The organism is Telluria sp. RT2P19 (genome assembly GCF_059685725.1).
Map to the genome: position 1 here is coordinate 127,609 of NZ_JCASIL010000010.1, position 24,775 is coordinate 152,383.

Below are 24,775 nucleotides of genomic sequence, written 5' to 3' on the forward strand. Positions count from 1 at the left end.
CGGTGCGAAGCGTCGCATCGTCGAAAAAAGGGCTGGAACCCGCGAGGATTCCAGCCCTTTTGCTCGTCAGGAAGCCCGCTTGCGCGGGCTTTCCAGAATCAGGCAGCCAGCAGCTGACGCAGCACGAACGGCAGGATACCGCCATGCTTGTAGTAGTCGACTTCGATCGGGGTGTCGATACGCAGCAGCACTTTGACTTCTTGCGATTCGCCGTTTTCGCGGTGGATCACCAGGGTCGCCAGTTGTTGCGGCTTGATCTCGCCTTCCAGGCCCTTCAGGTCGTAGGTTTCCTTGCCGGTGATGCCCAGCGACTCGACGCTGTCGTTGCCGATGAACTGCAGCGGCAGCACGCCCATGCCGACCAGGTTCGAGCGGTGGATGCGCTCGTACGAACGCACGACCACGGCCTTCACGCCCAGCAGCTGGGTGCCCTTGGCTGCCCAGTCGCGCGACGAGCCGGTGCCGTATTCTTCGCCGCCGAAGATCATGGTCGGGGTGCCCGCTTCCACGTACTTCATTGCCGCGTCGTAGATCGACATCTGTTCGCCGGTCGGCTGGTGCAGGGTGATGCCGCCTTCGACTGCCGAACCGTCGGCCTTCGGTGGGATCATCTTGTTCTTGATGCGCACGTTGGCGAAGGTGCCGCGCATCATGATTTCGTGGTTGCCGCGGCGCGAACCGTAGGAGTTAAAGTCCGCCTTCAGGACGTTATGCTCCTTGAGCCATTTGCCTGCAGGGCCGTCTTCCTTGATCGAGCCGGCCGGGGAGATGTGGTCGGTGGTGATCGAGTCGCCGAACACGCCCAGTGCACGGGCGCCGGTGATGCCGGTGGCGGCCGCTTTCGGGGTCATCTCGAAGTCGGAGAAGAACGGTGGTTCGGCGATGTAGGTCGACTCAGGCCAGTTGTACACCTGACCTTCGGTCGACGACACGCGTTCCCACAGCGCGCCAGGGTTGCCCTTGACGTCGGCGTAGTTCTTCTTGAAGACTTCCGAGTTCATCGCGAAGCGCATCAGTTCGCCGATTTCCTGCGAAGTCGGCCAGATGTCGCCCAGGTAGACGTCGACGCCGTTGGTGTCCTTGCCGACCGGCTCGGTCATCAGGTCTTTCGTCATGTTGCCGGCGATCGCGTAGGCGACGACCAGCGGTGGCGAGGCCAGGAAGTTCGAACGGATGTTCGGGTGGATACGTGCTTCGAAGTTGCGGTTGCCCGACAGGACTGCGGCGGCGACGATGTCGTTCTGGGTGATCGCGGCGTTCAGTTCCGGAGTCAGGTCACCGGCATTGCCGATGCAGGTGGTGCAGCCGTAGGCGGTCACGCCGAAGCCCAGCTTGTCCAGGTAAGGCAGCAGGCCGGCAGCGGTCAGGTATTCGGTGACAACGCGCGATCCAGGGGCCAGCGACGACTTGATGTGCGGCGCCACGGTCAGGCCGCGCTCGACGGCTTTCTTGGCCAGGAGGCCGGCGGCCAGCAGCACGCTCGGGTTCGAGGTGTTGGTGCACGAGGTGATGGCGGCGATCAGGATGTCGCCGTTCTTCACGCGCACGCCGTTGGTGGTCTCGTAGACCTTGTGCAGGTCGTCCGGGTTCTTGTTGAAGCCGTTCTGGGTGGTCGGCTTGCTGAACAGTTCAGTGAAGTTGTTCTTCACGTTGCCCAGTTCGATGCGGTCTTGCGGACGCTTCGGACCTGCCAGCGATGGGGTGACGGTCGACAGGTCGAGCTCCACCACGCGGGTATAGTCGATCTCGCCTTCTTGCGGGATGCCGAACATGCCCTGGGCCTTGTAGTAGCCTTCGAAGGCGGCCAGTTCTTCTTCGGTGCGGCCGGTGCCGCGGAAGTAGTCGACGGTCGCTTCGTCCACCGGGAAGAAGCCCATGGTCGCGCCGTATTCAGGCGCCATATTGCCGATGGTGGCGCGGTCGGTGGTCGACAGCGAACGCGTGCCTTCGCCGAAGAATTCGACGAACTTGCCGACGACTTTCTCCTTGCGCAGCAGTTCGGTGATGGTCAGCACCAGGTCGGTCGCGGTGCAGCCTTCGCGCAGCTTGCCCTTGAGGTTGACGCCGATGACGTCGGGGGTCAGGAAGTACACCGGCTGGCCCAGCATGCCGGCTTCGGCTTCGATGCCGCCCACGCCCCAGCCGACGACGCCGACGCCGTTGATCATGGTGGTGTGCGAGTCGGTGCCGACCAGGGTGTCAGGGTAGTACACGTCGCCCTGTTTCATGACGCCGCGCGCCAGGTATTCCAGGTTGACCTGGTGGACGATGCCGAAGCCCGGCGGCACGACGCCGAAGGTGTCGAAGGCTTGCATGCCCCACTTCATGAACTGGTAGCGCTCGTTGTTGCGCTGGAATTCCAGTTTCATGTTCAGGTCGAGCGCGCCCGGCTCGCGGAAGTGGTCGATGGTCACCGAGTGGTCGACCACCAGGTCGACCGGCACCAGCGGCTCGATCTTCTTCGCGTCAAGGCCCATCTTGGCGGCGACGTTACGCATCGCGGCCAGGTCGGCCAGCAGCGGCACGCCAGTGAAGTCTTGCAGCACGACACGGGCCACGACGAACGGGATCTCGTCGGTACGCTCTGCGGTCGCGCTCCAGTTGGCCACTTGTTTGACGTGTTCTTCGGTGACCTTCTTGCCGTCGCAGTTACGCAGCACGGACTCGAGGACGATACGGATCGACACCGGCAGGCGCGACAGGTTCACACCGAGGTTTTCCGCCAGCGCCGGCAGCGAATGGAACTGGCCGCTCTGGCCTGCGCCGATCGGGAATTCCTTCAGTGTGTTCAGAGTGTTGCGAGACATAATCTCTCCTTCAGTGGGGATATTGTTATTTCAACAGCTTCATTTCGACCGAAATAACGACGGAAATAACTGCGGGCGACAGGACGGCCGGATCCGGGAATCCGGCCACATTCTTCAAGTGGTGCTGGCCTCCGGTTCCGCGGTCGCCACGATCGCGGACTGTTCGGCGTTCTTGCATTCATTGGCCAACTGGCGGTTGAGCTTCGAGTCGAGCAGGATGCCCTTGGCCGGGATACCGATCCAGATCAGGCCATAGTGCGGATTCTCGAAGCGCAGCGCGCCGGTGGTGGTACCGATGCGCGAGAGCCGGTGCAGGCGCTGTTTCCAGCGCAGTGCGATATGGCTGTCATCGGTATCGTTGGTGTAGATCGTGATCTTGTTGCCGAGTTCGCAAGCGTATTCGGTCACCTTGGTGTCGGTGATGTCCGGCTCGTTCACTTCGAGCGGGTTGGCGGCCACGGCCGCAGCGGCGGCGGCGGCTGCCGCGGCGGCCGCCTGCGCTTTCCTGGACGGTTTTTTCTTCGCTTGCGCCTTCAGCACCGCTTCCGCTTTCGGATGTTTTTCCTTAGCAACTGCGGCGCCAGCCGGCGCGCACACGACGGCAGCCGCGAGCGCGACGGCGCAGGCGGCGAGTAGTTTGGGGAGGAGGATGGCCATGGTCGGACGATTACTCGCTGTCGGGGAGGTTGACGATAGCGGCAGCGGCTTCCGGCAGCGCGAGGCCCGCCAGCTTGGCACGCTGCAACACCGACCAATAATATCGGTAGCTTGCACGGTCGTGCAAGCGGCCATGTTGCGCAATCGGCCCCCATCCCGCAGCCATCGCCTCGCTCAGGATATTCGTGGCTTCGTTGACCTCGGAAAGACGCGGCGTGAATGCCTTCAGGATCGGCTTGATCTGGTCCGGATGGATGCTCCACATCCGGGTGAAGCCGAACTCGGCACCGGCGCGCTGGGCGTCGTTGGCGACCGTCGCGCTGTCCTTGATATCGGTCGTGACATTGTGCGATGCCACCTTACCGTGGGCATGGCAGGCCGCGACCATCTCGAGCTTGGCGCGCACTACCAGCGGGTGGGTGAACTGGCCCGGGGTGCGCATCGCGCTCGCCGGAACCGCGCCATAATGGCTCGAGACGAAATCCATGATGCCGAACGACAGGCACTCGACCTGGGGCAGGGCGGCGATGTTATGGGCTTCGCGCAGCGCGCCGTGGGTTTCGACCAGCACGTGCACCGGCAGACCGGCGCGGCCGGCGGCCTGGGCATGCTGGTTGATCAGGTCGATCGCGCGCGTGACTTCGATGGCGCTCTCTACCTTGGGAAGGACCACGTAGGCCAGGCGCCCGGCGCCGCCGCCCACGATGAGTTCGACATCCTTCGCAAAGTGCGGGCTGGACGGCTCGTGCAGGCGGGCGCCGATGCGATCGAACCGGTTGTCGTCGCTATTGACGAGCTGCGCCACCAGGATGGCGTGTTCCAGCTCGCTGCCGGCGGTGGCGCCGTCCTCGCAGTCGAAGGTGATGTCGAACAACGGGCCAAGCTCTTGTTGCAGGGCCATCGATTTGCGCATCAGCTTCTCGGAACCGGCGTAGTGATCGCAGGCCGGGAGAAGGAGCGGCTGGCGCTTGCCCTGGAATAAAACCTCGGATGGGTGCATATCTCTCTATTTACAACACTTGGTTACCACGTAAAACCGCCGTGCCGGTTGAGTGGCACGGCGTTCCCGGGGAGCGGCGCAAGCCGCGCCCCGAGCTGGCTCTTCATCGACCCGGCATCAGCCCAGCAGGTGAGCGACGCCGGCTTTCTCTTCTTCGAGCTCTTTGAGGGTCAGGTTGATGCGTTCTTGCGAGAACGAATCGATGTCCAGGCCCTGGACGATGGTGTACTCGCCATTTTCGGTGGTGACGGGGAAACCGAACATCGTGCCTTCAGGGATACCGTAGGAACCGTCCGATGGGATACCCATGGTGGTCCACTTGCCGTTGGTGCCCAGCACCCAGTCGCGCACGTGGTCGATGGCGGCGTTGGCGGCCGACGCGGCCGAGGACAGGCCGCGCGCTTCGATGATGGCGGCGCCGCGCTTGCCGACGGTCGGCAGGAAGGTGTTGGCGTTCCATTCCTGGTCGTTGATCAGGTCCTTGATCGACTCGTTGCCGGCGGTCGCGAAGCGGTAGTCGGCGTACATGGTTGGCGAGTGGTTGCCCCACACGACCATTTTTTCGATGTCCTTGACGGCCTTGCCGGTCTTGGTGGCCACTTGCGACAGCGCGCGGTTGTGGTCCAGGCGCAGCATGGCGGTGAAGTTCTTGGCCGGCAGGTTCGGCGCCGATTTCATCGCGATGTAGGCGTTGGTGTTGGCAGGGTTGCCGACCACCAGCACCTTGACGTTGCGCGAAGCGACGGCGTCCAGCGCCTTGCCTTGCACGGTGAAGATCTGGGCGTTGGCTTCCAGCAGGTCCTTGCGCTCCATGCCTGGGCCGCGTGGACGGGCGCCGACCAGCAGGGCGACGTCGGCGTCCTTGAAGGCGGTCATCGGGTCGGCGTGGGCGGTCATGCCTTCCAGCAACGGGAACGCGCAGTCGTCGATTTCCATCATGACGCCCTTGAGCGCCTTCTGTGCCTTCTCGTTGTCGATCTCGAGCAGCTGAAGGATGACCGGCTGGTCCTTGCCCAGCATGTCGCCGTTGGCGATGCGGAACAGCAGGGAATAGCCGATCTGGCCGGCCGCGCCGGTAACGGCGACGCGCATTGGGGTTTTAGCCATGATGAATCTCCAAAGTGGGAATGAAAACGGTTTGCGCCGAGGTCGACGCCGAGCATACGCCTGTTTGGTTACGAGCTGCTTTCAAAGTCAAAGCGGTTCGATGAAGCTGCAATGATACCAAAAGCGCACGTCATGCCTCCAGCGTCAGAAGACGGGTGTCGCGCGCGTACAATGATGGAAGAGTTGCGCCGACTCCCGGTCGGCCATGAGTGTATTCCTCTGCCGTTTGGTCTGTCAATTCAATATCATATGTCTTATATAAGACACATATCTGAAGACCTCTAATACTGGACGGTCATGCGCTTTTGTGGTGAAATCGAGGTCTATGAATTCCGTCCCGTCCAATCCGGCTGTTGATCCTGTCGCCAGTGGTTCGCCCTCGTTCCGCCCGCTGTACCAGCAGATCAAGGCGCTGATCACCCAGAGCCTGCAGGCCGGTGAATGGAAGCCTGGCGAACTCATGCCGAGCGAAGTCGAGCTGGCGGCCCGTTTCAAGGTCAGCCAGGGTACGGTGCGCAAGGCGATCGACGAACTGGCCGCCGAAAACCTGGTGCTGCGGCGCCAGGGCAAGGGCACCTTCGTGGCCAGCCACGCCGAAGAGCGCGCCCATTTTCGCTTCCTGCGCCTGATGCCCGATGAAGGCGTCCCCCATCATCCAGAAAACCGCTTCCTCGAAGTCAAGCGCATCCGTGCGCCGGCCGAGGTCGCGCGCCTGCTCGACCTGAAGTCGGGCGACGCCGTGGTCTATATCAAGCGCGTGCAGTCGTTCGACGGCCAGCCGACCATCCTGGAAGAACTGTGGCTGCCGGGGCAGTTGTTCAAGGGCTTGAGCGCGGAGCGGCTGGTGGAATACAAGGGGCCCATGTACGGCCTGTTCGAGACCGAATTCGGCACCCGCATGATCCGCGCGACGGAAAAGATCCGCGCGGTGTCGGCCGATGCGGTCACGGCCGAGCACCTGAAACTGGCAGTCGGCACGCCGCTGCTGTGCGGCGAACGCGTGTCGTTCACCTATGGCGACAAGGCCGTCGAGCTGCGCCGCGAGATGTATTCGACCGCGAAACACCATTATTTGAACGAGCTGTCGTAAGGAGAAATGAAGCAGGAATCGGCAAGGTAAATATTCTCTGATTTCTGTCTTTTCAAATAATTCGGAAAATAGCCAAACGGGATAATGTCACGCCCTGCGGCAATCGCGCGAAAGCGATTAAAATATATTGGTTTTGGGTACGCGACGGACATGACCCGGTTCGCCGCTCGCTGTCCCGCCCACCTGGCCCATTTTCGATGGGACCGATCGGGAAATCGGCGACAATCCAAAGGGTTCACATAAAAACTGTTGTCATAAGGGAGGTGTACCATCATGTCCGAAGCCGTGAGAGAAGCAAAGCAGAAAGGGCGGCCGGAGTTCCGCAATATTGGCATCGGCGATATCACTGGCAAATATCGCATGCCGCCATCGGCCATCGTGTCGATCCTGCACCGCATCAGCGGCGCCGGACTGTTCCTGATGCTGCCGTTCCTGCTCTACCTGTTCCAGCAAAGCCTGCTGTCCGAGTCGTCGTTCGGCTATTTCGCCGGCATCGTCTCGCACCCGCTGGTCAAGATCATCCTGCTGGGCCTGTCCTGGGCTTACCTGCACCACTTCACCGCCGGCATCCGCCACCTGTTCATGGATAACCACATTGCCCTGGACAAGGATGCAGCCCAGTCGACCGCACGCTGGGTGTTGATCATCAGCCTGCTGCTGACCGCGCTGGTCGGCCTGAAACTGTTCGGAGTGTTCTAATCATGGCAACCAAGAATAATATCGGCCCACGCCGCCTCGTCGTCGGCGCACACTACGGCGTCAAGGACTGGCTGGCGCAGCGCGTCACCGCCATCGTCATGGCTGTCTACACCATCGTCCTGCTGGTCATGTTCCTGACCGGCCAGAACTTCACCTATGAAGGCTGGGCTGGCCTGTTCGCCCGCCAGTGGTTCAAGCTGTTCTCGCTGGTTACCTTCCTTGGCCTGTACTACCACGCCTGGGTTGGCCTTCGTGACATCTGGATGGACTACATCAAGAACGCAGGCCTGCGCCTGCTGCTCCAGCTCGCGACGATCTTCTGGCTGATCGCCTGCGCCGCCTGGACCGTACAAATTCTGTGGAGTGTGTAATCGTGGCAGCAATCAAAACCGCAATTCCTACCCGTCGCTTTGACGCGGTCATCGTTGGCGCCGGCGGTTCCGGCATGCGCGCCTCGCTGCAACTGGCCGAAGCCGGCCTGAACGTTGCAGTCCTGTCGAAAGTCTTCCCGACCCGCTCGCACACCGTGGCGGCGCAGGGCGGCATCGGCGCGTCGCTGGGCAATATGAGCGAAGACGACTGGTACTGGCATATGTTCGACACCGTCAAGGGTGGCGACTACCTGGGCGACCAGGATGCGATCGAATTCATGTGCCGCGAAGCACCGAAGGTCGTGTACGAGCTCGAACATTTCGGCATGCCGTTCGACCGTAACCCCGACGGCACCATCTACCAGCGTCCGTTCGGCGGCCACACCGCGAACTTCGGCGAAAAACCGGTCCAGCGCGCCTGCGCCGCGGCCGACCGTACCGGCCACGCACTGCTCCATACGCTGTACCAGCGCAATGTGCGCGCCCGTACCCACTTCTTCGTCGAGTGGATGGCCATCGACATCATCCGCGACGCCGACGGCGACGTGGTCGGCGTGATGGCCCTCGAAATGGAAACCGGCGACGTGATGATCCTGGAAGCGAAGACCACCATCTTCGCCACCGGCGGCGCAGGCCGTATCTTCGCCGCATCGACCAACGCCTTCATCAATACCGGCGACGGCATGGGCATGGCGGCGCGCGCCGGCCTGCCGCTGCAAGACATGGAATTCTGGCAGTTCCACCCAACGGGTGTCTCGGGCGCGGGCGTCCTGATCACCGAAGGTGTGCGCGGCGAGGGCGGTATCCTGATCAACTCGAACGGCGAACGCTTCATGGAGCGCTATGCGCCGACCCTGAAGGATCTGGCGCCGCGCGACTTCGTGTCGCGTTCGATGGACCAGGAAATCAAGGAAGGCCGCGGCTGCGGTCCCAACAAGGACCACGTGCTGCTGGACCTGCGCCACATCGGCAAGGACACCATCGAGAAGCGCCTGCCGTCGATCCTGGAAATCGGCCACAAGTTCGCCAACGTCGACGCGACCAAGGAACCGATTCCTGTCGTGCCGACCATCCACTACCAGATGGGCGGCATCCCGACCAATATTCACGGCCAGGTCGTCGCTCCCGACGGCGCCGGCGGCCAGAAGATCGTCAATGGCCTGTACGCGATCGGCGAATGCGCCTGCGTCTCGGTCCACGGCGCGAACCGCCTGGGCACGAACTCGCTGCTCGACCTGGTGGTGTTCGGCCGCGCGGCCGGCAACCACGTCGTGGCGTCGAACCTGAAGCAGAAGTCGAACAAGCCGCTGCCGGCCGATGCTGCCGACTTCGCGCTCAACCGCCTGAACAAGCTCGAGACCTCGGTCGGTGGCGAAAAAGTGCAGCACGTCGCCAACGACATCCGCGCCACCATGCAGAAATACTGCGGCGTGTTCCGTACCCAGGAACTGCTGGACGCGGGCGTGCGCGAGATCATGAAGCTCGACGAGCGCCGCAAGCACGTGTCGTTCCAGGACAAGTCGAAGGTATTCAACACCGCCCGCGTGGAAGCGCTGGAACTCGACAACCTGATCGAGACCGCCAAGGCGACCATCGTGTCGGCAGCGGCGCGTCCGGAATCGCGCGGCGCCCACGCGCACAGCGACTACCCGAACCGCGACGACGCCAACTGGATGAAGCACACGCTGTTCTTCTCGGAAGGCAACCGCCTCGACTACAAGCCAGTCGTGCAAAAACCGCTGACCGTCGACACCTTCAAGCCGAAGGCCCGTACTTTCTAATATTGTGAAGCGCCGGGGCAGGTGCCCCGGCCTAGAACAGGTAATCAAATGGCACGCACCGTCCAACTGAAAATTTACCGCTACGATCCGGACAAGGATTCGAAGCCATACATGCAAGACGTGACCGTCGAGCTGCAAGACACCGACAAGATGCTGCTGGACGTTTTGCAGCGCATCAAGTCGGACGTCGATGACTCGCTGGCGCTGCGCCGCTCGTGCCGTGAAGGCGTGTGTGGTTCGGACGCGATGAACATCAACGGCAAGAACGGCCTGGCCTGCACCACCAACCTGAACGAGCTGACCCAGCCGATCGTGCTGCGCCCTCTGCCGGGCTTGCCGGTGGTGCGCGACCTGATCGTCGACATGACCAACTTCTTCAAGCAGTACCACTCGGTCAAGCCGTACCTGATCAACGACTCGATCAAGCCCGAGAAAGAACGCCTGCAGTCGCCCGAAGAGCGCGAAGAGCTCGACGGCCTGTACGAGTGCATCCTGTGCGCGTGCTGCTCGACCTCGTGCCCGTCGTTCTGGTGGAATCCCGATAAATTCGTCGGCCCGGCCGGCCTGCTGCAAGCGTACCGTTTCATCGCCGACTCGCGCGACGAGGCGACCAACGCGCGCCTGGACAACCTGGAAGACCCGTACCGCCTGTTCCGCTGCCACTCGATCATGAACTGCACGGATGTGTGCCCGAAGGGCCTGAATCCGAACAAGGCGATCGGCAAGATCAAGGAACTGCTGGTCCGTCGCGCGATTTAATTGGCGCCATGCCTGCATGCGGCGGCCCGCATGGCGCCGCATGCGGTGTGCAGACGTGCGTTCGGCGGCGCCGCGTTTCGAGCGCCGGGCGGACGTGTGCATACCCTGCTTCAGCCATCAATATGCCGAAGCAATACAGTAAAAGTACCGTACTGCCGAATCGTGGCAGCCGGAGTATGATGTCGAACCAACAACGGACTCTAGAGTGAAAACGCATCAATCCGATCCCGCCAACCGTGCCCGCCTGCGCTGGCGATCACGCCGGGGATTGCTCGAGAACGATCTGATTCTCACGCGCTTCCTCGATGCGCACGAAGAAGAACTGACCGACGAAGAGGTCGATGCGCTGACCCGTCTGCTCGATCTGGCGGACAACCCGTTGATGGACCTGCTGCTGGGACGCTCCGAGCCTTCCGGCGACGTCGACCTGCCGCATGTGCGTGCCTTGCTGGCGCGGTTGCGGCAAGCGTAAGCGAAATTGGGCATCCGATCCGCCTCGCGGGCGGGTCGCGGCGCCCCCTGGTTTCGTTTTATTTTGTAGAACCCACTCCCACAATAAGGAAGTGCCATGAACATCTCTGATACCAAAGCCACCCTGTCGTTCTCGGACGGCAGCCCGTCGGTCGACATGCCAATCTACAAGGGCACCATCGGCCCGGACGTCATCGACATCCGCAAGCTGTACGGCCAGACCGGCAAGTTCACCTACGATCCTGGCTTCATGTCGACCGCCGCTTGCAACTCGAGCATCACCTATATCGACGGTGACAAGGGCGAGCTGCTGTACCGCGGCTACCCGATCGAGCAACTGGCCGTCAACTGCGACTTCCTGGAGACCTGCTACCTGCTGCTGAACGGCGAACTGCCGAACGCCGAGCAGAAAGCGACGTTCAGCGACACCGTGACCAAGCACACGATGATCCACGAGCAGATGAACTTCTTCTTCCGTGGCTTCCGCCGTGATGCGCACCCGATGTCGGTGCTGGTCGGCACTGTTGGCGCGCTGGCCTCGTTCTACCACGACTCGCTGGACATCAACGACGCCAAGCAGCGCGAGATCTCGGCGATCCGCCTGATCGCCAAGCTGCCGACGCTGGCGGCGATGGCCTACAAGTACTCGGTCGGCCAGCCGTTCATGTACCCGCGCAACGACCTGTCGTACAGCGCCAACTTCATGTACATGATGTTCGGTAACCCGTGCGAAGAGTACAAGGTCAACGACGTGCTGGTGCGCGCACTGGACCGTATCCTGATCCTGCATGCCGACCACGAGCAGAACGCATCGACCTCGACCGTCCGCCTGGCCGGTTCGTCGGGCGCCAACCCGTTCGCCTGTATCGCAGCCGGCATCGCCTGCCTGTGGGGCCCTGCCCACGGCGGCGCGAACGAAGCCGCGCTGACCATGCTGAAAGAAATCGGCTCGGTCGAGAACATTCCTGCCTTCATCGAGAAGGTCAAGGACAAGAACTCGGGCGTGAAGCTGATGGGCTTCGGTCACCGCGTGTACAAGAACTTCGACCCGCGCGCCAAGCTGATGCGCGAAACCTGCCACGAAGTGCTGAACGAACTGGGCCTGCAGGACGACCCGCTGTTCAAGCTGGCGATGGAACTGGAAAAGATCGCCCTGAACGACGAATACTTCGTCTCGCGCAAGCTGTACCCGAACGTCGACTTCTACTCGGGCATCGTGCAGTCGGCCCTGGGCATCCCGACCTCGATGTTCACCGGTATCTTCGCCATGGCCCGCACCATCGGCTGGATCGCACAGTGGAACGAAATGATCGCCGATCCAGAGCAGAAGATCGGCCGTCCACGCCAGCTGTTCGTCGGTTCGCCGGTGCGCGACGTGCCGGAACTCGACAAGCGTTGATTCAAGGCTGTCATTCAAGAAGCGGGCTACGGCCCGCTTTTTTATTTCCTGCCGTACCACGGATGCGATCATTCTTCCATGATTTGGCAGGGCGTTCGCCCGGCAGCGCGGACAACACCGCCATAGTCTGGCCATGGTTCAGCCTGAGCGCGCCGCCACGGAAAAGCAATGTGCTCGCACCGCATCCAACAGGCATGCCGTCAAGCACGGCATGTATCGGCCAGCAACGGTACTGTAAAAATGCTATCTTTCCTTTGTTCATATATTTATTGAAGGAAAGATATGCGTTTCATGCGTTTCGCCCTGATCGCCGCCGCGCTGGCAGCCGGTGTCACCAACGCTTCCCCGACCGATCCAAGGAATGGCGCCGAATTCACTACCCTGGCGCAGCCGCAGGCGACCCAGGCGACGGGCAAGAAGGTAGAAGTCATCGAGTTCTTCGCCTACCACTGCGGCGCCTGCAATGCGTTCGAGCCGACCTTGGTCAACTGGGTCAGGAAGCAGGGCGACAATATCGTGATGCGCCGCATCCCGCTTCCGTTCCAGGGACCGGCCGATCCGGAAGCCCGCCTTTACCTGACCCTCGAAGCGATGGGCAAGATCGACGAATACCACCACCGCGTCTTGCGCGCCGTCCACGTCGAGCGCAAGCGCCTGATGAAGGACGCCGACATCATCGCCTGGGCCGCGGCGAACGGCCTGGACAAGGCACAGTTCCTCGCAACCTGGAATTCGTTCGGCGTGCAGACCAAGCTCAAGCGCCTGTCGCAGATGGTCGAGGCGTACAAGGTGAGCGGTACGCCGACACTGGTCATCGACGGCAAATACCTGGTCTCGCCCGATGCGGTGCGGCAAGCCAACAAGATCCAGGACGTGGGCCAGCTCATGACGGCGACCGGCCAGGTCCTTGACCTACTCGTGAGCAAGGCCGCCGCCAGCAAGTAAATAAGACTTTGTCCAGATCGACCGCCGGTTGACTGGACGACAAAGCGGGCTATACTGCGCTAATCGCCTTCGCCGCCCGCCATGACCAAAGCACGCCTGCCACAACTCGCCGCCGCACCGCCCCTCTACGCAGGTGGCATGCGCACGTGCGCGGCATGGCGCCGAGCGGCGCACCTTTCCAGCCTCGACCTCGCCCGGCTTTCCCGGGCTCGGTGAGGAACACGGCAGGCCAGCGCCTGCCCGTCCTCCCGGGCCGCCTCCATCCGCAGAAATCGCCGCATCGACCCTGCGGCGCCGTCGTCGTTCATTGGGCCTTAGCTGAACAATCCTACCCATCTCGTGGAGTACAAATGAAACCATCCATCGTCGTATCCTGGCTCGACCTCGAGCGTCTCGAACGCATCCTCGACCGTCTTCCCGCCGCCCAGTCCCCTGCGCGTGACGCGCTGTTGAGCGAACTCGAGCGTGCCGAGATGGTCGAACCGTGGGACATGCCGTCCGACGTCGTCACCATGAATTCGCGCGTGCGCTTCCGCTTCGCCGGCTCCGACGAAGACGTGACCATGACCCTGAGCTATCCGAAGGACATGAAGGACAGCGGCGAGCAGCTGTCGGTGCTGACGCCGGTCGGTACGGCCTTGCTGGGCCTGCGCGTTGGCGCCAGCATTACCTGGCAACGCCCGGGTGGCGGCACGTTCGAAGCCACCGTGCTCGATGTCGACTACCAGCCGGAGCGGGCAGGCGAGCTGCACCGATAGCAGACGCGAGCGCGATCGACTGCCTGGTACATTTCCATGTGTACAATAATCGCGCTCAACAACTCTATCGAAGGGATTTCCGTGAAACGCTTGCTGACTGCCTGCTTCCTGTGCCTGGGCCTGGCTTTCCTTGGCGCCGCCAGCGCCGCGACCGACGCCGCATTGACGCAGCAGGTCAATGCCTTCGTCGACGAATGGCATGACGATGCGGCCAATACCCGCATGGCCTATTTCGACAAGATCGCCAAGGACGGCGTGTATATCGGCACCGACCGCACCGAACTGTGGACCCGCGACGAGTTCAAGGCATGGTCCAAGAAATACTTCGACGCCAGATCGGCCTGGACCTTCAGGGCAACCCGCCGTAACGTCTACGCCTCGAGCGACAAGTCGCTGATCTGGTTCGACGAACTGCTCGATACCAAGAACATGGGCCATGCGATGGCCAGCGGCGTGATCCGCAACACGAAGAACGGCTTCGAGATCGTCCATTACCAGCTGTCGGTGGCCGTGCCGAACGAGGTGGCCGACCAGGTCACCGGCATCATCGCCGGCCACGAAAAGAAGGCCGGCAAATAAGCAAAGAAGCACGCACGTGAAACAACCCTATACCGGCCGCTTCGCCCCATCCCCTTCCGGCCCGCTGCATGCGGGCTCGCTGGTGGCGGCGCTGGCCAGCTACCTCGACGCGCGCTGGCACGAAGGCACCTGGCTGGTGCGTATCGAAGACATCGACGAGGGCCGCAGCGTGGCCGGTGCGGCCGAGGGCATCCTCGCGCTGCTGCACGCGCTGGGCATGCACGCCGATGGCGAGATCGTCTGGCAGAGCCGGCGCAAGGACCTGTACCAGGCAGCGGCCGAGCGCATCGGACGAGACACCTACCCATGCGGCTGCAACCGGCGCGAGATCGCCGATTCACGCCTGGGTGTCGCACCCGATGGCGCGGCGATCTATGCCGGCACCTGCCGCCACGGCCTTGGACCGGGGCGCACCATGCGCAGCCTGCGCGTACGCGTGCCCGAGGCCGGCGCGGACGAGATCACCTTCGTCGACCGCTTCGCGGGCAAGGTCACGCAGCACCTGGCGCGCGACTCGGGCGACTTTTTGCTCAAGCGCGCGGATGGCTTCTGGGCCTACCAGCTGGCGGTGGTGGTGGACGACGCCGTCCAGGGCGTGACCGACGTCGTGCGCGGCGCCGACCTGCTCGATTCGACGCCGCGCCAGATCTACCTGCAACGCCTGCTGGGTGTGCCGACGCCGCGCTACCTGCACGTGCCGGTCGTACGCAATGAGCACGGCGAGAAATTGTCGAAGCAGACTGGCGCGCTGGCGGTGACGGCGGGGGACGAGCCAGCCGCCGTCGCCGCGCTGGTCGATGCGGCGCGTTTCCTCGATCTCGACCTCGATCCTGCAGCGGCGCCACTGCGCACGCGCGCCGGCTTCTGGCAGGCGGCGATCCCCGCCTGGGGCCGCCTGCTGGCGCGCCCCGCGGCAACAAATCCTATATCGCCAGGCTCGGCGGCAGGCTGACACGGCGCCGCGCCAGCAGCGCGAGCACGCCCAGGCCCATCCCCATCATCGCCTAGTCGCCGGACCCGGGAATCGGCGCCGCGCCACGGAAGGCGTCGACCGTGCAGCAATGGAGGTGGGCGCTGACGGCCGGGCTGGACAGGGCGCGGAATGGCAAGGCTGCGCGCAGGATGAGGTCGTCGATCTCGACGCTCGGCACGCTCGAGCCCGGCAAACCGTTGGGAATCTCTTCGGCTGGGCCGCTGGCGACCACGCGGTAATAGACGGGCGCGGCCTGGCTGCTGGCGGCGACCAGCGTCGGCGCGGCCAGCGCCAATACGGTAAGGACGCGTCTCATGGCAGACCTCCTGGACAGGAAAGAAACCACATGCGCCGCCGGAGTGGCAGCGATGCCCAAAAAATCAGCACATGAAGAATGGCTTGCCCACACCGTACGGGTGGTCAAAAGCTGCCGAGAAATCTCGGCGTTTCAGGCAAGATCTGACCGGCAAGTCTGTCACGCTTACTGAGGATTTCGCAGGATGCTGATCCGCCCATCCGCTTCAAGGAAGGCGCATTTCATGTCGGGACGGGGACAGTCGGCTTCGCGCAGCGCTTCCTCGACATCGCTGTCCGACAGGCGGCAACGCTTCATGATCTTGTCGAAGAAGACGCCGTCGCGGCCGATGAGGACTGGGCTGCCTTCGATGAGCTCTTCGAGCTTCTTGCTGCGCGAGGTGAGGAAAGCGAACAGTACGGTCAAGGCGACCAGGGTCGCGGCGATGATCAGGCCGCCGAACAGCGACTCGTCGCCGCCGGTCATCGAATTCGAGACCGCTTCCGACAACAACATCACGACCAGCAGGTCGAAAGGCGTGAACTGGCCGACGGTGCGGCGGCCGGACAGGCGCATCATGACGAGCAGCGCGCAATACACGATGGCGCCGCGCGCAGCGAGTTCCCACCAGGGCAGATCGAGGTCGAACATGGAGCCTCCGCAGGCATGACACGGTTCAGTTCATTGTAATCAATTCACCAACACCACGATGTTCCTTTGGCGTTGTCATCGTTAACCGTCGAGGCGGCCAGCAGCTGCTGGCGCTGCGGCGGGTTCAGCAACACCAGCTGGCAGAACGGCGTGGCGAACATGGGGCAGTCACCGTGCGCTCCTATCGACGTCGGCAGGAGTCGGACCGCCTATCAGCTCAGCAGTTCAATGCTCATCCACAGCTAACGAGTACAGCGCCTTTCATCGGCGTGTCGCCCGCGCCGCTTCCCAGGCGGCGAGCGCGGCTTCGTAGCGCGCCAGCGCGTCCTCGTACAAATCGAAGACGCAGGGAACGCAGCCGCTGCGGCAGCAGTCTTCGAGTTCGGGTGCGACGGGCGGTTCGGGACGGGGGCTGGCTGGATCGATGGACGTCATTTGCCCAGCATAGACGATGCCGGGCCTGGCGTCGACCGGGTCAGTCCGCGCGGTGGTAGCTGCGCAGGTGGAACACCATCTTGCCGCCTTCCTGCTCGCACACGCCGCCCATGCCTTCGCCCGGGCGCATCGAGAGGTTCAAGCGGGTGCCATCGGTCTTTCCGGCGCAGGCCGCGTGGAAGGCCGCGGGGATCTCCGGCAGGTCGACTTCCGGCGGCGCCGGTGGCGCTGGCAGAGCGGCGATGGCGGGAGGAACGGGCGCAGCGTGGCCGGCGACCGGCGGGGCGGGCGGCGCAGGCGGAGCGGGCGGCAGGGGCGGCGCGGGCGGCTTGGGACATTTGCCGCGCGCGGCCTCGCAGACATAGTGGACGGCGGCGTCGGCGGTGGCGGCGCCGAGCGCGAGCATGGCGGCCAGGATCAGCGGGATGGTGCGTTGCATGGTTGTTCTCCTCAGTGGCGATGGACACCATCCTGCATCCGGAATGTGGAGAAAAAATGGAGATTCGGCTATAGATCGTAGCGGTAACCAAGCCCATAGATCGCGCGGATCGGTTCCAGGCCAGGCGCAATGGCCTCGATCTTGCGCCGCAGGTTCTTGACGTGGCTGTCGACGGCGCGATCGTTGGCGTCGAGGTTGTCGGCCCTCGCGGCGTCGAGCAACTGCGCCCGCGACAGCACCTGGCCGGGGCGGCGCACCAGCGCCGCCAGGATCGCGTACTCGCTCGGCGTCAGGTCGAGCGCTTGTCCGTGCAGGGCGATGCGGCGCGCGGCCTCGTCCACGGCGAGCGCGTGCGCCGGCGCAGTCGCGGCGCCACCGGTGCGACGCAGGATCGCCTTGATGCGCGCCATCAGCTCGCGCGGGCTGAACGGTTTGCACAGGTAATCGTCGGCGCCCGTTTCCAGGCCCAGCAGCCGGTCGACTTCCTCGACCCGCGCGGTGACCATCACGATCGGCACGTCGGAAAAGGCGCGCACCGCGCGGCATAGCGACAGGCCGTCCAGGCCGGGCAGCATCAGGTCGAGCACGACCAGCGCGGGCGGCGCGCGCCGGATCGCGTCCAGCGCCTGGGCGCCGTCGCCGAATACGCTCGCTGCGTAACCCGCGGCAAGCATAGTCGGCGACGACACAGGCCAGTTGCGGCTCATCTTCGACGATCATGATGACGGTGCTCATGCGCCGGCCTTTCCAGCCAGGGGCATCGCTACGGTCACGCGCAGGCCGCCAAGCGGCGAGTGGGCAAAGGCGAGCGTGGCGCCTTGCGCCTCGAGCAGGCGCCGGCACAGGGCCAGCCCGAGTCCGGCGCCGCCATGCTCGCGGCTGCGCGAGGCGTCGACCCGGTAGAAGCGTTCGGCCAGCCGCGCCAGCGCTGCGTCGGGTACGCCGGGGGCGCTGTCGTCCAGCACAAGATGGACTCGGCCTTCGATGGCCTGTACGCTTAGCCGCGCCGTGCCGCCGGCTTCGGTATAGCGCAGGCTGTTCTCCAGCAGGTTGGCGACTACCTGGCGCAGGCGGTCCGGATCGGCAAGCACCAGCGACTGCACAGGGTCGGCTGCAATATCGAGCGTTAGCCCCGCCGCCTGGAAGCGCGCCGCGAAGGCGTACGCCTCGCTGGCCGCCACTTCCCACAGGTCGAGCATTTCGCTCCTGCAGGCGAGCTCGCCCACATCGGCGCGCGCGAGCGCATACAGCTCATCGATCAGCTTGGTCAGGGCCGCCACCTGCCGCGCCATGGCGTCGATGGTGCCGGGTGTCGCCTGGCGCACGCCGTCCTGGATCGCTTCGAGCTGTGCGCGCAGCACGGCCAGTGGGGTGCGCAGTTCGTGCGACGTGTCGGCCACCCATTGACGGCGCGCCGTCTCGGCCTGGTCGAGACGTTCGGCCAATACGTTGAAGTCGCGCGCCAGCGCGCCCAGCTCGTCGCTGCGTGCATCGAGCAGGCGCACGCCAAAGTCGCCCGCGGCGAGCGTGGCGGCGGCGCGCGCGAGATCGTCGATCGGACGTCGGAAGTGGCGCGCCAGCAAGGTCGCTGCCAGTGCGCTCAGCAGGATGGCGGCGCCGCCGATCAGCCACAGGCTGCTCTGGAGCTGGGACAAGAAGGCGTACGCCATCGCATCGCTTGGCCGGTGGCTGCGTGTCACGCCCAGGAAGCCGACCGTGCGGCCGTCGACCTCGATCGGGCGCCGCGCCAGCGGCAGCGTCCCCGGCGCGCGGCCGGCCAGGTACCGGTCGCCGGCGTCGAGGAGGGTGATGCGTGCGTGAAGGTCCTGGGTGACGCCATCCGGGGCGGCGCGCTGGCCGGGTGCAGGCACCACCGGCGGAGGGAGCGGCGGCGCGGGTGGAAGCGGCGGGGCTGGCGGGGCGGGTGGCAGCGGCGCGGGCGGCATGCGCGCCGCTGCGTGGGCGGTAGGGGCCGGCAGTGCGGGCGCGACCGGCGCGACCGGTGTAACCGGGGCGGCCAATGGCGGCCCCTCGCCGCGCGCCGCTTGCAGACGCGCGAGCTCGGCGCCGATGAAGGCGCGCCGGTCGTCGGCCGGAATGAAGGTCCAGGCGCCGCGCTGCCGGTATTGGCGCGCAAGGACTGTCGACAACTCATCGAGGCGGTCGAGTTCAATGGCCTGCGCATAGTCGCCAAAACCCTGCAGGACGTTTTGCCGAAGCAGTAAAACACTCGCGCCCGCCACCGTCAGAATGGCCAGCAGCACGGCAGCGAACAAGCGGTGACCGATGCCGATCTTCACATTGCCATATGGGAATGATGGACGCTCATCCTAGCCCGTCCGTTCTGTTTGGATTTAATTTTTTCAATTATCATCCTATAAATTGAATGATACATAATAAATTTTTCCTTCTGAATGCCAGCCGTCGCCGGTAGCCAGGCAAGGTCTTGTCCTACAGGTGGACTGCCGTTTTTTGGTGTCTGGATCGACATTCACGGCCTACCATGAAGTCCCTCGAGTCAGCTTTTCGCTGACAATTTGTTCACCAATGCAAGGAGGCAATCATGGCAAACAATTCGCAAAACAACAACCCAAAGGGTAACAATCAGTTCACCAAGCAAGGCAGCCAGCAAAGCGGGAACCAGGGTAATCAAGGAAACCAGGGCGGCAGCGGGAACCAGGGTTTCGCATCGATGGACCCGCAGCGCCAGCGTGAAATTGCCAGCGAAGGCGGCCGTGCGGCCCACGCATCCGGCAACGCGCATGAGTTCAGCTCGCAGGAAGCACGCGAGGCTGGTTCGATGAGTCACAAGAACGACGGCAACAAACAGAGCGGCAGCCAGCAGAGCGGCAATCAGGGCAGCCAGGGTGGCGGCACGCGTGGCGGTTCGCCCGAGCAGCATGCCGAGGCTGGCCGTCAAAGCCACAAGAACGACAAGCGCTGATTTTGCTTGACGCAGGGCGTCTGATCCATGCCGCCGGCCATGCCGGCGGTTTTGGAATGTTCAGTAGACGTCGCGGCGATAGCGCCCGTCGCCCATCATGGCCTCGACGGTGTCCGCGCCGAGCGCCGACACCAGTGCGTCGTGCACGCCGCCGGCCATGCCCTGCAGGCTGCCACACACATAGATCGCCGCGCCATCCGCGACCCAGCGACGCAGTTCTGCACCCTGCGCATCCAGCAGGTGCTGGACATACCGTGCCTGACCGCCATCGCGTGAAAACGCCAGGTCGAGTCGCGCGAGCATGCCGCCTTCGCGCCATGCTGCGAGTTCGTCGCGGCACAGGAAATCGTGGGCTGCGTTGCGCTCGCCGAACAGCAGCCAGTTGCGGTAGGTGCCCGCATCGATGCGCGTCTTGAGCAGCGAGCGCAGGCCGGCCAGGCCGCTACCGTTGCCGATCGCAATCAAGGGGCGTCCTGCATTCGATCCCAGCCGGAAACGCGCATGTGCGCGTATCCGCAAGCGGATCGTATCGTCCCCGTCCGCACACACGCACAGCCAGCCCGATGCCGCCCCCGGCGTGCCGTCTTCACGCGCTTGAAGGCGCACCAGCAACTCGAGCCTGCCTTCAGCCGGCGTGGAGGCGATCGAGTATTCGCGCGGATGGTCGGGGTCGAGCGGTGCACTCACTTGCGCCAGGTCGCCGGCTTCCCATGCGGGCAATACGCCATCGCAGGGGATGAGCGCGATGCGATACAGCGGCGCGCCGGCGCTGCCGGGATTGAGCTCGATGCGGCTGGCGATGCGCCATGCGCCGTAGGCCGGCGCTTCCCAGTCCGGCGCATCGCTGGTGCCGGCCAGGTGGCTCAGGTGGTGCTGCCATGCGGCCAGCGCCTCCGGCGCCCCGCGGTCGACGTCGATCCGTTCGAACAGCGGCGTCGCGCCACGCGCGCGCAGCCAGTCGTCGAGCGCGCGACCGAAACCGCAATAGCTGGCATAGGTGGCGTCGCCCAGCGCCAGCACGCCATAATGCAGCCGCGACAGGTCCGGCGCTTCGCCCATCGTGTGGCCGGCGAAGCGCGCGGCGGTATCCGGCGCGTCGCCTTCGCCATAGGTGCTGCAGACGAACAGCACGCGCGAGGCCGCGGCCAGTTGCGCGCCATCGAGTGTAGACATGCAGACCGCGCGCGCATCCAGGCCGCCCAGGGCCAGCGTCGCGGCGGTGCGCTCGGCCAGCAATTCGGCGCTGCCGGTCTGGCTGGCATGCACCACGAGCCAGTCGGGCGTGCCGCCGGCGCTGCCGGTGCGCGCCAGGCGGCTGCGCCAGACGCCGAGGCACAGCGCGAGATAGGCGGCGGACAGCGCAAGCGCGCCGCCCCAGCGCAGGGGGTCGATGGTCAATATCATTGCAGTAGAGAGCGCCAGTCGCGGGACATCGTTTCGACCAGGCCGCCTGACGCGCGCACCAGGAAGCGCGCCGCGATGCCGCGTGCTTCGGCAAAGGCCAGGCCTTGGTCGGGGCCGAGCACGGTCAGCGCGGTGGACAACGCATCGGCCGCCATGCAGGTCGGCGCCAGCACCGTCACCGAGGCGACGCCGTTGACCACCGGATAGCCGCTACGCGGATCGAGGGTGTGCGCGGCGCGCCGGGCGCCGTATTGAAAGTAACGCCGATAGTCGCCCGAAGTGGCGATCGCCAGGCCGTGCAGGGCGACGATGGCCTGGGCACCGGCGCTGTCCGCGTCCGGTACCCCTTCGACCTCGACCCACCACGGCTCGCCATTGGCCTTGGTCCCGGCGCCGCGCAGCTCGCCGCCGGCCTCGACCACATAGTGGCGCACGCTGCGCTGCTCCAGGCGGCGCGCCATGCAATCGACCGCATAGCCCTTGGCAACGGAGGAAAAATCGAGCAGCACGCCGCCCGGCTGCAGCAAGCGGCGCGCGGCGCGGTCGAGTACCGGCTGGCCGGCCGCGCGTTGCGCGAGGGCGCTGCCGATCGCCGCCGCGTCCGGTGCATGGAAGCCGGCCTGGTCGTAGCGCCGGGCAGGGCCGAAGCCCCACAGGTTCACCAGCTGGCCGCCGGCCGGATCGTAGGCGCCACCACTGTCCTCGAACATCCGCAGCGCGTAATCGGCCACCTCGAAGAACTGCGGCGGCAGTGCGTGCCAGCTGCCGGCCGGCGCTGCGTTATAGCGTGACAGCAGGGAATCGCGCTCCCAATGACTCATCTGCGCGACGATCTCGTCCAGCTCGGCCTGCAAGGCAGCTTCCAGCGAAGCGCCGTCGGCGCCGGGCGGCAGCATCAGCCGCGCCGACCAGCTGGTCCCCATCGCCGTGCCGGCAGCCGTGTACAGGGTGCTGCCGCCCGGCGGCAGCGCCATGTCGACTTCGAGTGGAACGAGGACGTCGCGCATCGGGCTTATTGCGGCAAGACTTCGAGCGTGGCCGCGTAGCTGTAGCGCTTGGCGCCCGGCTGCGGCTTGCCTTCGCCGAACGGGAAGCCGGCGCTGAGCCAGTACATATTCGCGGCCGGCACCGTGAACGAGGCTTCGCCCTTGGCGTCGGTGGTCAGGCGCTGCTCGCCGGAGGAACCGCGGTACTTGACGGTGCCCTGCACGATGCTGAATGGCAGGTTGGCGAGCGGCTTGCCGTCGAGATGAAAGCGCACGCGGATCGGCTCGCCGACGCGCAGGTCGGACGGGTTCGTCAGCGGGATCATTTCCAGGCCTTGGCCGCCTGGCTTGAGCGCGGTGTCGTTCAGCTTGTTGGCCGAGACGAAGGTCTCGTTGCGCGAGTGGACGGCGGTGCTCTGCACGTCGGTTGCGCCGGCCGGGATGGCGACGGCCGGGCTGCCCGCGGCGCCGCGGAAGCGCTTGGTCTCGCCATTGAGCTTGTAGCTGCCCATGACGTTGTTGCTGACGATCGCCAGGCGATAGGTGCCGTCCTTCGGCAGGCGCAGGTCGAGCGTGCTGCGGTATTTGCCGACCACGGCGCCTTCGGCCTTGCTCGTCGCGCCGTCCGGATCGGTGATCATCAGGTTGTCCAGGCGCAGCGGGTGGTGGTTGAACTCGAACACTTCGTTCGAGATCGCGGCATCGATCGTGACCCAGGCTTCCTTCGAATCGACCATGGCCGTGTTCGGCAAGATCCAGGCGCGGTGGGCGCTGGCGCTCATCGAGGCGCCGGCGAGCATCAGGCCGAGAATGGCGGTTTTGTAGAATGGATTGCGTTGCATGGGGTTCTCCTGGTTGTGCTTGTTTATCGTTATTGGATCTGGAGCGACACGGCGCCCAGTTCGTCCTTGCCGGCCGCGTTCGCCGCCAGCTTGCCCTTGCCCGTCCAGCTGAACGGCACCTTGACCACTTCGCGGCCGCCCGCCTCGCGCGCCGCTTCCACCACCAGCTTGTAGTCGCCGGCCGGCAGCTTGTCGATGCCGAACCTGGCGCCGTTGAACTTCATGGTGTGGGTGCCCGGCGCGCGCGTGGCGCCGCTGACGCCGTCGATCGGCAGGGCGGCATCGCGGCCTGCCTTGCGCCACCAGGTGCGCAAGTCCTTGACCCATTTCTCGCCGCCCTTGTCCTTCATTTTCACGTCGTACAGCACGGCCAGGTTGGACGCGATGTCCTGGTCCGCATTCTCGATCCAGATCGCGACATAGGGCTTGTGGTATTCGGCCACGTTCAGCTGCGGCACGTCGAACTTGACGGACAAGTCGGCGCCCATGGCCCAGCCGGATGCGAGCGGGAGGGTGAGGACGAGCGAGTGGGACAGTTTCATTCTTGGTCTTCTCTCAGGTTGGGGATCTAGGGACGAACTCAGTGCACGAACAGCAAAGCCAGCACGATCGGCAGCACGACGCCGAAACCGACCACCGGCCAGGTCGACGGCCGCTTGGCCGCGTGGTATTTCATGATCAGGAAGCCGGTGATGCAGAACACCACGCAGGCGACGGCGAAGATATCGATGAACCAGCTCCACACCGGACCGGTATTGCGGCCCTTGTGCATGTCGTTGAGCCACGAGATCCAGCCGCGGTCGGTGCCTTCGTATTCGGCGCTGCCGTCGACGGCGATGCGCAGCCAGGCGTCGCCGCCGGGGCGGGGCAGGGCGACGTAGGCGTCTTCCTCGCTCCACTCGGCGCGCTTGCCGCGCACGTCGACCGGGAAGGCGCCATTGGTCCAGTCCGCGATCTCGCTCGGCAGCGGCACCTCGGCGTCGGCATGCTCCTCGGCATACGCCTGCAGCTGGACCCGCAGCGGCTCGGGCAGCGTGGCTTTCAGGCGCGTGACGACGGGTTTGGCCTCGATCAGGGTGGCGTTGTTCAGGGTCAGGCCGGTAAAGCTGAACAGCAACATGGCCATCAGGCAGATGGCCGAGCTGATCCAATGCCATTGGTGCAGTTGCTTGAGCCAGAGGGCGCGACCGGCGCCCGGCAAGCCGCTGCCCGCGGCGGGCTTGGCGCTGGCCCCGCCGGACAAGTGGGCGCGAGGCGTCGTGGCGCTGGAGGGCACGGACTCGGCCTTGATGGCAGGTTCGGCTTTATGTTGGAGGGGAGTTGCGGAAGGGGACATCATCAAATGATAACGATTATCATTTACATGGTCAACTCGGCAGTGGC

General features: G+C 64.5%; 27 protein-coding genes and 1 pseudogene. 12 read left to right on the forward strand and 16 right to left on the reverse strand.

The annotated features are described in order from the left end of the window. Positions 1-98: 98 nt before the first annotated feature. From acnA to AC56KW_RS14200, 4 genes are all read right to left on the reverse strand, one after another. The gene (gene acnA / locus AC56KW_RS14185; RefSeq protein WP_497171330.1) at positions 99-2,807 is read right to left on the reverse strand and encodes an aconitate hydratase AcnA; all 2,709 of its coding nucleotides are present in this window, start codon (positions 2,805-2,807) and stop codon (positions 99-101) included. Between the two features lie 114 nt (positions 2,808-2,921). After that, the gene (locus tag AC56KW_RS14190; protein WP_497171331.1) at positions 2,922-3,464 is read right to left on the reverse strand and encodes a hypothetical protein; all 543 of its coding nucleotides are present in this window, start codon (positions 3,462-3,464) and stop codon (positions 2,922-2,924) included. A gap of 10 nt (positions 3,465-3,474) precedes the next feature. Continuing rightward, positions 3,475-4,464 (reverse strand): HpcH/HpaI aldolase/citrate lyase family protein, encoded by a 990-nt coding sequence (locus AC56KW_RS14195; RefSeq protein WP_497171332.1) that lies wholly within the window; start codon positions 4,462-4,464, stop codon positions 3,475-3,477. Between the two features lie 117 nt (positions 4,465-4,581). After that, positions 4,582-5,571, reverse strand: coding sequence for a malate dehydrogenase (locus AC56KW_RS14200; protein WP_497171333.1), 990 nt, complete (start codon positions 5,569-5,571; stop codon positions 4,582-4,584). Positions 5,572-5,896: 325 nt separating this feature from the next. Here AC56KW_RS14200 and AC56KW_RS14205 point away from each other — a divergent pair, with 325 nt between their 5' ends. From AC56KW_RS14205 to gltA, 7 genes are all read left to right on the forward strand, one after another. Continuing rightward, positions 5,897-6,661: a GntR family transcriptional regulator gene (locus tag AC56KW_RS14205; RefSeq protein ID WP_497171334.1), complete on the forward strand. Its 765-nt coding sequence runs from the start codon at positions 5,897-5,899 to the stop codon at positions 6,659-6,661. A 273-nt stretch (positions 6,662-6,934) separates the two neighbouring features. Next, a complete protein-coding gene (sdhC, locus tag AC56KW_RS14210; RefSeq protein ID WP_497171335.1) occupies positions 6,935-7,360 on the forward strand; it encodes a succinate dehydrogenase, cytochrome b556 subunit in 426 nt (141 codons plus the stop codon). A 2-nt stretch (positions 7,361-7,362) separates the two neighbouring features. Then, a complete protein-coding gene (sdhD, locus tag AC56KW_RS14215; protein ID WP_497171336.1) occupies positions 7,363-7,731 on the forward strand; it encodes a succinate dehydrogenase, hydrophobic membrane anchor protein in 369 nt (122 codons plus the stop codon). 2 nt (positions 7,732-7,733) lie between these two features. Then, entirely contained in the window at positions 7,734-9,512 is a 1,779-nt protein-coding gene (gene sdhA, locus AC56KW_RS14220; RefSeq protein WP_497171337.1) for a succinate dehydrogenase flavoprotein subunit, read from the forward strand. A gap of 48 nt (positions 9,513-9,560) precedes the next feature. After that, on the forward strand, positions 9,561-10,271 hold the full coding sequence (locus AC56KW_RS14225; protein WP_497171338.1) for a succinate dehydrogenase iron-sulfur subunit: 711 nt from the start codon (positions 9,561-9,563) through the stop codon (positions 10,269-10,271). A 205-nt stretch (positions 10,272-10,476) separates the two neighbouring features. Further along, positions 10,477-10,743: an FAD assembly factor SdhE gene (locus AC56KW_RS14230; RefSeq protein WP_497171339.1), complete on the forward strand. Its 267-nt coding sequence runs from the start codon at positions 10,477-10,479 to the stop codon at positions 10,741-10,743. A 96-nt stretch (positions 10,744-10,839) separates the two neighbouring features. Further along, the gene (gltA, locus tag AC56KW_RS14235; RefSeq protein WP_497171340.1) at positions 10,840-12,141 is read left to right on the forward strand and encodes a citrate synthase; all 1,302 of its coding nucleotides are present in this window, start codon (positions 10,840-10,842) and stop codon (positions 12,139-12,141) included. Positions 12,142-12,151: 10 nt separating this feature from the next. Here gltA and AC56KW_RS14240 read toward each other — a convergent pair whose 3' ends face one another. After that, positions 12,152-12,403 (reverse strand): hypothetical protein, encoded by a 252-nt coding sequence (locus AC56KW_RS14240; protein ID WP_497171341.1) that lies wholly within the window; start codon positions 12,401-12,403, stop codon positions 12,152-12,154. Between the two features lie 20 nt (positions 12,404-12,423). Between AC56KW_RS14240 and AC56KW_RS14245 the strand changes: the two genes are divergently transcribed. The 4 genes from AC56KW_RS14245 (at position 12,424) to gluQRS (ending at position 15,375) form a co-directional block, all read left to right on the forward strand. Further along, the gene (locus AC56KW_RS14245; protein WP_497171342.1) at positions 12,424-13,086 is read left to right on the forward strand and encodes a thiol:disulfide interchange protein DsbA/DsbL; all 663 of its coding nucleotides are present in this window, start codon (positions 12,424-12,426) and stop codon (positions 13,084-13,086) included. 350 nt (positions 13,087-13,436) lie between these two features. Next, a complete protein-coding gene (rnk, locus tag AC56KW_RS14250; RefSeq protein ID WP_497171343.1) occupies positions 13,437-13,844 on the forward strand; it encodes a nucleoside diphosphate kinase regulator in 408 nt (135 codons plus the stop codon). 81 nt (positions 13,845-13,925) lie between these two features. Next, the gene (locus tag AC56KW_RS14255; RefSeq protein WP_497171344.1) at positions 13,926-14,423 is read left to right on the forward strand and encodes a nuclear transport factor 2 family protein; all 498 of its coding nucleotides are present in this window, start codon (positions 13,926-13,928) and stop codon (positions 14,421-14,423) included. 16 nt (positions 14,424-14,439) lie between these two features. Next, positions 14,440-15,375, forward strand: coding sequence for a tRNA glutamyl-Q(34) synthetase GluQRS (gluQRS, locus tag AC56KW_RS14260; protein ID WP_497171345.1), 936 nt, complete (start codon positions 14,440-14,442; stop codon positions 15,373-15,375). A gap of 52 nt (positions 15,376-15,427) precedes the next feature. Here gluQRS and AC56KW_RS14265 read toward each other — a convergent pair whose 3' ends face one another. The 6 genes and pseudogenes from AC56KW_RS14265 to AC56KW_RS14290 all read right to left on the reverse strand — a co-directional run bounded on the left by AC56KW_RS14265 (position 15,428) and on the right by AC56KW_RS14290 (position 19,516). Further along, positions 15,428-15,712, reverse strand: a complete 285-nt coding sequence (locus AC56KW_RS14265; RefSeq protein ID WP_497171346.1) for a hypothetical protein — start codon at positions 15,710-15,712, stop codon at positions 15,428-15,430. 165 nt (positions 15,713-15,877) lie between these two features. Continuing rightward, positions 15,878-16,342, reverse strand: coding sequence for a DUF421 domain-containing protein (locus tag AC56KW_RS14270; protein WP_497171347.1), 465 nt, complete (start codon positions 16,340-16,342; stop codon positions 15,878-15,880). A 261-nt stretch (positions 16,343-16,603) separates the two neighbouring features. Further along, on the reverse strand, positions 16,604-16,777 hold the full coding sequence (locus AC56KW_RS14275) for an oxidoreductase-like domain-containing protein (RefSeq protein ID WP_497171348.1): 174 nt from the start codon (positions 16,775-16,777) through the stop codon (positions 16,604-16,606). A gap of 40 nt (positions 16,778-16,817) precedes the next feature. Then, positions 16,818-17,216, reverse strand: coding sequence for a hypothetical protein (locus AC56KW_RS14280; RefSeq protein ID WP_497171349.1), 399 nt, complete (start codon positions 17,214-17,216; stop codon positions 16,818-16,820). Positions 17,217-17,284: 68 nt separating this feature from the next. After that, positions 17,285-17,951 (reverse strand): annotated as a pseudogene (locus AC56KW_RS14285) (response regulator). Next, positions 17,948-19,516, reverse strand: coding sequence for an ATP-binding protein (locus AC56KW_RS14290; RefSeq protein WP_497171350.1), 1,569 nt, complete (start codon positions 19,514-19,516; stop codon positions 17,948-17,950). The pseudogene AC56KW_RS14285 and the gene AC56KW_RS14290 overlap by 4 nt, the downstream one beginning before the upstream one ends. A 263-nt stretch (positions 19,517-19,779) precedes the next feature. On the opposite strand from AC56KW_RS14290, the gene AC56KW_RS14295 reads away from it, so the two are divergent. Continuing rightward, positions 19,780-20,160, forward strand: coding sequence for a KGG domain-containing protein (locus AC56KW_RS14295; RefSeq protein ID WP_497171351.1), 381 nt, complete (start codon positions 19,780-19,782; stop codon positions 20,158-20,160). Between the two features lie 60 nt (positions 20,161-20,220). Here the strand turns inward: AC56KW_RS14295 and AC56KW_RS14300 are convergent, their stop codons facing one another. From AC56KW_RS14300 to AC56KW_RS14320, 5 genes are read right to left on the reverse strand one after another with little or no spacing between them, the layout of a single operon-like run. Next, on the reverse strand, positions 20,221-21,564 hold the full coding sequence (locus tag AC56KW_RS14300) for a sulfite reductase subunit alpha (RefSeq protein ID WP_497171352.1): 1,344 nt from the start codon (positions 21,562-21,564) through the stop codon (positions 20,221-20,223). Continuing rightward, the gene (locus AC56KW_RS14305) at positions 21,561-22,571 is read right to left on the reverse strand and encodes an FAD:protein FMN transferase (protein WP_497171353.1); all 1,011 of its coding nucleotides are present in this window, start codon (positions 22,569-22,571) and stop codon (positions 21,561-21,563) included. The genes AC56KW_RS14300 and AC56KW_RS14305 overlap by 4 nt, the downstream gene beginning before the upstream one ends. A 5-nt stretch (positions 22,572-22,576) precedes the next feature. Then, entirely contained in the window at positions 22,577-23,392 is an 816-nt protein-coding gene (locus AC56KW_RS14310; RefSeq protein WP_497171354.1) for a DUF4198 domain-containing protein, read from the reverse strand. A 29-nt stretch (positions 23,393-23,421) separates the two neighbouring features. Continuing rightward, positions 23,422-23,934, reverse strand: a complete 513-nt coding sequence (locus tag AC56KW_RS14315) for a DUF2271 domain-containing protein (RefSeq protein WP_497171355.1) — start codon at positions 23,932-23,934, stop codon at positions 23,422-23,424. A 38-nt stretch (positions 23,935-23,972) separates the two neighbouring features. Next, positions 23,973-24,728 carry a PepSY-associated TM helix domain-containing protein gene (locus tag AC56KW_RS14320; RefSeq protein ID WP_497171400.1) on the reverse strand — a complete coding sequence of 252 codons (756 nt, stop codon included), beginning with the start codon at positions 24,726-24,728 and terminating at the stop codon, positions 23,973-23,975. Positions 24,729-24,775 lie beyond the last annotated feature (47 nt).

Excerpts from the sequence above, each read along its gene's own strand:
- acnA (WP_497171330.1), bottom strand. The coding sequence starts at position 2,807 with ATGTCTCGCAACACTCTGAACACACTGAAGGAATTCCCGATCGGCGCA.
- AC56KW_RS14305 (WP_497171353.1), bottom strand. The coding sequence starts at position 22,571 with ATGCGCGACGTCCTCGTTCCACTCGAAGTCGACATGGCGCTGCCGCCG.
- AC56KW_RS14275 (WP_497171348.1), bottom strand. The coding sequence starts at position 16,777 with ATGACGTCCATCGATCCAGCCAGCCCCCGTCCCGAACCGCCCGTCGCA.
- AC56KW_RS14240 (WP_497171341.1), bottom strand. The coding sequence starts at position 12,403 with ATGAACAAAGGAAAGATAGCATTTTTACAGTACCGTTGCTGGCCGATA.
- AC56KW_RS14225 (WP_497171338.1), top strand. The coding sequence starts at position 9,561 with ATGGCACGCACCGTCCAACTGAAAATTTACCGCTACGATCCGGACAAG.
- AC56KW_RS14300 (WP_497171352.1), bottom strand. The coding sequence starts at position 21,564 with ATGATATTGACCATCGACCCCCTGCGCTGGGGCGGCGCGCTTGCGCTG.
- sdhD (WP_497171336.1), top strand. The coding sequence starts at position 7,363 with ATGGCAACCAAGAATAATATCGGCCCACGCCGCCTCGTCGTCGGCGCA.
- AC56KW_RS14320 (WP_497171400.1), bottom strand. The coding sequence starts at position 24,728 with ATGTCCCCTTCCGCAACTCCCCTCCAACATAAAGCCGAACCTGCCATC.
- sdhC (WP_497171335.1), top strand. The coding sequence starts at position 6,935 with ATGTCCGAAGCCGTGAGAGAAGCAAAGCAGAAAGGGCGGCCGGAGTTC.
- rnk (WP_497171343.1), top strand. The coding sequence starts at position 13,437 with ATGAAACCATCCATCGTCGTATCCTGGCTCGACCTCGAGCGTCTCGAA.
- AC56KW_RS14265 (WP_497171346.1), bottom strand. The coding sequence starts at position 15,712 with ATGAGACGCGTCCTTACCGTATTGGCGCTGGCCGCGCCGACGCTGGTC.
- AC56KW_RS14295 (WP_497171351.1), top strand. The coding sequence starts at position 19,780 with ATGGCAAACAATTCGCAAAACAACAACCCAAAGGGTAACAATCAGTTC.
- AC56KW_RS14200 (WP_497171333.1), bottom strand. The coding sequence starts at position 5,571 with ATGGCTAAAACCCCAATGCGCGTCGCCGTTACCGGCGCGGCCGGCCAG.
- AC56KW_RS14205 (WP_497171334.1), top strand. The coding sequence starts at position 5,897 with ATGAATTCCGTCCCGTCCAATCCGGCTGTTGATCCTGTCGCCAGTGGT.
- AC56KW_RS14310 (WP_497171354.1), bottom strand. The coding sequence starts at position 23,392 with ATGCAACGCAATCCATTCTACAAAACCGCCATTCTCGGCCTGATGCTC.
- AC56KW_RS14245 (WP_497171342.1), top strand. The coding sequence starts at position 12,424 with ATGCGTTTCATGCGTTTCGCCCTGATCGCCGCCGCGCTGGCAGCCGGT.
- AC56KW_RS14315 (WP_497171355.1), bottom strand. The coding sequence starts at position 23,934 with ATGAAACTGTCCCACTCGCTCGTCCTCACCCTCCCGCTCGCATCCGGC.
- AC56KW_RS14195 (WP_497171332.1), bottom strand. The coding sequence starts at position 4,464 with ATGCACCCATCCGAGGTTTTATTCCAGGGCAAGCGCCAGCCGCTCCTT.
- AC56KW_RS14280 (WP_497171349.1), bottom strand. The coding sequence starts at position 17,216 with ATGCAACGCACCATCCCGCTGATCCTGGCCGCCATGCTCGCGCTCGGC.
- AC56KW_RS14270 (WP_497171347.1), bottom strand. The coding sequence starts at position 16,342 with ATGTTCGACCTCGATCTGCCCTGGTGGGAACTCGCTGCGCGCGGCGCC.
- gltA (WP_497171340.1), top strand. The coding sequence starts at position 10,840 with ATGAACATCTCTGATACCAAAGCCACCCTGTCGTTCTCGGACGGCAGC.
- AC56KW_RS14190 (WP_497171331.1), bottom strand. The coding sequence starts at position 3,464 with ATGGCCATCCTCCTCCCCAAACTACTCGCCGCCTGCGCCGTCGCGCTC.